This is a genomic window from Paracoccus versutus (assembly GCF_000763885.1).
Taxonomy (GTDB): domain Bacteria; phylum Pseudomonadota; class Alphaproteobacteria; order Rhodobacterales; family Rhodobacteraceae; genus Paracoccus; species Paracoccus versutus.
The window spans coordinates 1-2750 of sequence record NZ_JRKO01000133.1; the positions used below are offsets into that span (position 1 = coordinate 1).

The 2750-nt window shown below is 69.1% G+C and carries 5 protein-coding genes; all 5 read right to left on the reverse strand.

The window, feature by feature from the left end; all coding sequences use genetic code 11:
• Positions 1-387: SAM-dependent methyltransferase (locus IT40_RS26110; RefSeq protein WP_036761386.1), on the reverse strand; the 387-nt coding region annotated here is incomplete at its 3' end.
• A 5-nt stretch (positions 388-392) separates the two neighbouring features.
• Positions 393-803 carry a VOC family protein gene (locus tag IT40_RS26115; protein WP_036761387.1) on the reverse strand — a complete coding sequence of 137 codons (411 nt, stop codon included), beginning with the start codon at positions 801-803 and terminating at the stop codon, positions 393-395.
• Positions 804-836: 33 nt separating this feature from the next.
• Entirely contained in the window at positions 837-1682 is an 846-nt protein-coding gene (gene aac(3), locus IT40_RS26120; RefSeq protein WP_036761389.1) for an aminoglycoside 3-N-acetyltransferase, read from the reverse strand.
• A 4-nt stretch (positions 1683-1686) separates the two neighbouring features.
• Positions 1687-2094 (reverse strand): cupin domain-containing protein, encoded by a 408-nt coding sequence (locus tag IT40_RS26125; RefSeq protein ID WP_036761391.1) that lies wholly within the window; start codon positions 2092-2094, stop codon positions 1687-1689.
• Between the two features lie 103 nt (positions 2095-2197).
• Positions 2198-2750, reverse strand: a 553-nt coding sequence (locus tag IT40_RS26130) for an outer membrane protein assembly factor BamB family protein (RefSeq protein WP_036761392.1), incomplete at its 5' end; no start/stop codon positions are given.

Sequence of the window (2750 nt, forward strand, 5' to 3'; positions counted from 1 at the left end):
GAACAGCCGTCCCGCCGGTTTCAATGCGGCCCGCAATCGTTCAAGGGCGCGTTGCCCGATCTCTGGCTGGCGGCCGTCCAATGCCCCGACACGCATCGCAAAGGCGATGTCGAAGCGCTCCTCGCCGGCCAGCAGTTCGAAATCCTCGACCGCCACCTGCCGGAACCGCAGGCGGCCCGAGGCGATCTCGGGTTTCGATCCGGCCACCGCGCTGTCGATCGCCCTGGCCGAGCGGTCGATGGCGAGGACGAAGCCGTTGCCGATGCGGCGGCAGACCTCGCGGGCCGCCACGCCGGGGCCGCAGCCGATCTCCAGCACCCGATGGCCCGGCACCAGCGGCAGGGCGTCCACGAAACAGGCGATGCGGTTCGATATCCGCGGGGCCATGCGCCTCAGCCCTTGTCGGTGACCTTCGGCCACCAGGTGCCGAAGCACCACAGGTTGCCCTCGGGATCGCGGCAGATGAATTCACGGCTGCCGTAGTCGCGGTCGGTCAGCCCTTCCTCGATCACCGCGCCGGCGGCCTTGGCACGGGCGAACATCGCGTCAGCGTCATCCACGGCGATATAGAGCGACTTGCCGCCCTGCCCCGACGGCTGGCCCACCATCCCGCCATAGGCGTCGTCCCTGTCGTCGCCGCACATGATCATGGACGAGCCGAAGGCCAGTTCGGCATGGGCGACCTTCTCGCCATCCATGTATTTCGCATGGGTGGTGAAGCCGAAGGCCCTTTCCAGCCAGTCGATCATCGCCGCCGCGTCGCGGAAGCGGAAGGTCGGGTAGATGCGCGGAGCTTCCATCATGCGTTCCTCCTGTCAGATTGGGGCCATGCCCGGTCAAATGTCTCGGCCGTCACGACGCATCTGCGGATACGCCACCGATCCGAACTGCCGCTCGAGCCAGTCGACACCAAAGGCGACGATATCCCGTGCGTCGAACAGATGGCAGTGCGCGGCGCCGACCACGCCCTCGCGGTGCCGGCCCGTCTGGACATAGGCGCGGGCAATGGTCTCGACCGCATCCGGCTGGCCCTCGACCGCGAAGCAATCGAGGATGCCGTTCGAGTCGAAATCCGTCGCCGCCTCCCAGACCGTCCGACCATCCGGGCCCAGCACCGGCATCTTATAACTCACGCGGCGCTTGCCGGGGATATCGGCGATGGCCTCGGCATAATGCAGCACGGTCACGGCATCGAGCGGCGCGCCCAGCAGCAGGGTCTTGCCGCCAAGGCGCACGAAGCGTTCCAGCGGCGAGCCCTCGCCCAGGGCCTGGCCCAGCCGGTGCGGTTCGACCAAGGTTTGGGCCAGCGGGCCGACCGCGACCATCGAGGCATCCGGGTGGGCGCTGCGCCGGGCCGCCGGCAGCTCTGCAAGAAGCTGGTTCAGCAGGCCGAAGCCGCGATATGTCCCGGCGGTCCGGGGATCGAAGGCGGGCCAGGCGCGGCGCAGGTCCTCGTCCATGCGGGCACCGTTCAGCGTCTCCTCATAGGGCGAGCGGTCCCAGGAGGCATATCCCATCACCGTGCCGCCCCGCCCCACGGCATCCATGAGCGCCTGGGCAACCCCGGCCGCGCCGCCCTCGACCGGGCCGAGCGCCTTCAGCGAGGCGTGGACCATCACCAGATCGCCCGGCTGCAAGCCAAGCCGCCGAAGATCCGCCGTGATCGTGGCCTTGCCGCGCATGACCCTACGGATTGTCCCGGAACCAGTCGGTGATGGCGGGCATGTCGCGCTCGAACCCGCCAGGGATGAAGACGTTCAGGACACCGACGCGCTCGGCGGTGCGGTTCCTGAAGTCATGCGTCGTCCCGGCCGGGATGCGCAGGAACGTCCCTTGCGGCGCGTCCAGCCAGTCCTCCCCGGCAAGGAAGCTGACCGTGCCGGCAATCACGTAGAAGATCTCGTCATTCACTTCATGCGCATGCGCGCCCGGCCCGTCGGCGCCGGGCTCCAGCCACCATTCCGAGACGCTGTAGCGCGCAGCCGTCTCATCCTCATCGGCCTTGAACACCGCCGTCATCCGGCCGAGGGCGTAGCGCCGTCCCTTGCCCGGCGGCAGGTGCAGAACGCCCTTGCCCGCGTGTTCGTCGCTCATCGCTGCCTCCCGCTGGCTGATGGACCCCAGCAGCATAGCCCGCCACAGGCCCGCTGTCAGGTTCCGAGCGAGGGGCCGGTTTGCGCAGCAAGAACCGAAGGCCCTATGTCGCGTCCTGATCCGCCTTGCGCAGAACGACCCTCAACTTGCCGCTGCTGCCGCCGCCGCAGAAGAACCGCGCGCCGCCATCGGATTCCAGCCCCGAGACCCCGGTGCCCGGCGGCATCTCCAGCCGTTCCAGCACTCCGCCGGTGGCGGGGTCGATGCGCCGGATGTCGCTTTCCTCGCCCTGCCAGGTGCCGTGCCAGAGCGCGCCCTCGATCCAGGTGACGCCAGTGACGAAGCGGTCGCAGTCGATGCTGCGCAGCACCTTGCCGGTCTCGGGATCGACCTGGTGGATGCGCCGCCCGCGATGCTGGCCGACCCAAAGCGAGCCCTCGGCCCAGGCCAGCCCGGAATTGCCGCCCTCCGGCGCGGGAATGGTCGCAAGGACCTCGCCGCTCTCGGGATCGATCTTGCGGATGACCGCCCCGGCGATCTGGAACAGATGCGTGCCGTCGAAGGCCGTGCCGGCATCGGCGGGGATCTCCAGCGCCCCCACCAGCTCGCCGCTGTCGGGGTCCAGCGCGTTCAGCCGCTCGCCGCTGGCGAACCAG

Bases quoted from the DNA above. Each gene is read 5' to 3' on its own strand.
- IT40_RS26115 (WP_036761387.1), bottom strand. From the start codon at position 803: ATGATGGAAGCTCCGCGCATCTACCCGACCTTCCGCTTCCGCGACGCG.
- IT40_RS26125 (WP_036761391.1), bottom strand. From the start codon at position 2,094: ATGAGCGACGAACACGCGGGCAAGGGCGTTCTGCACCTGCCGCCGGGC.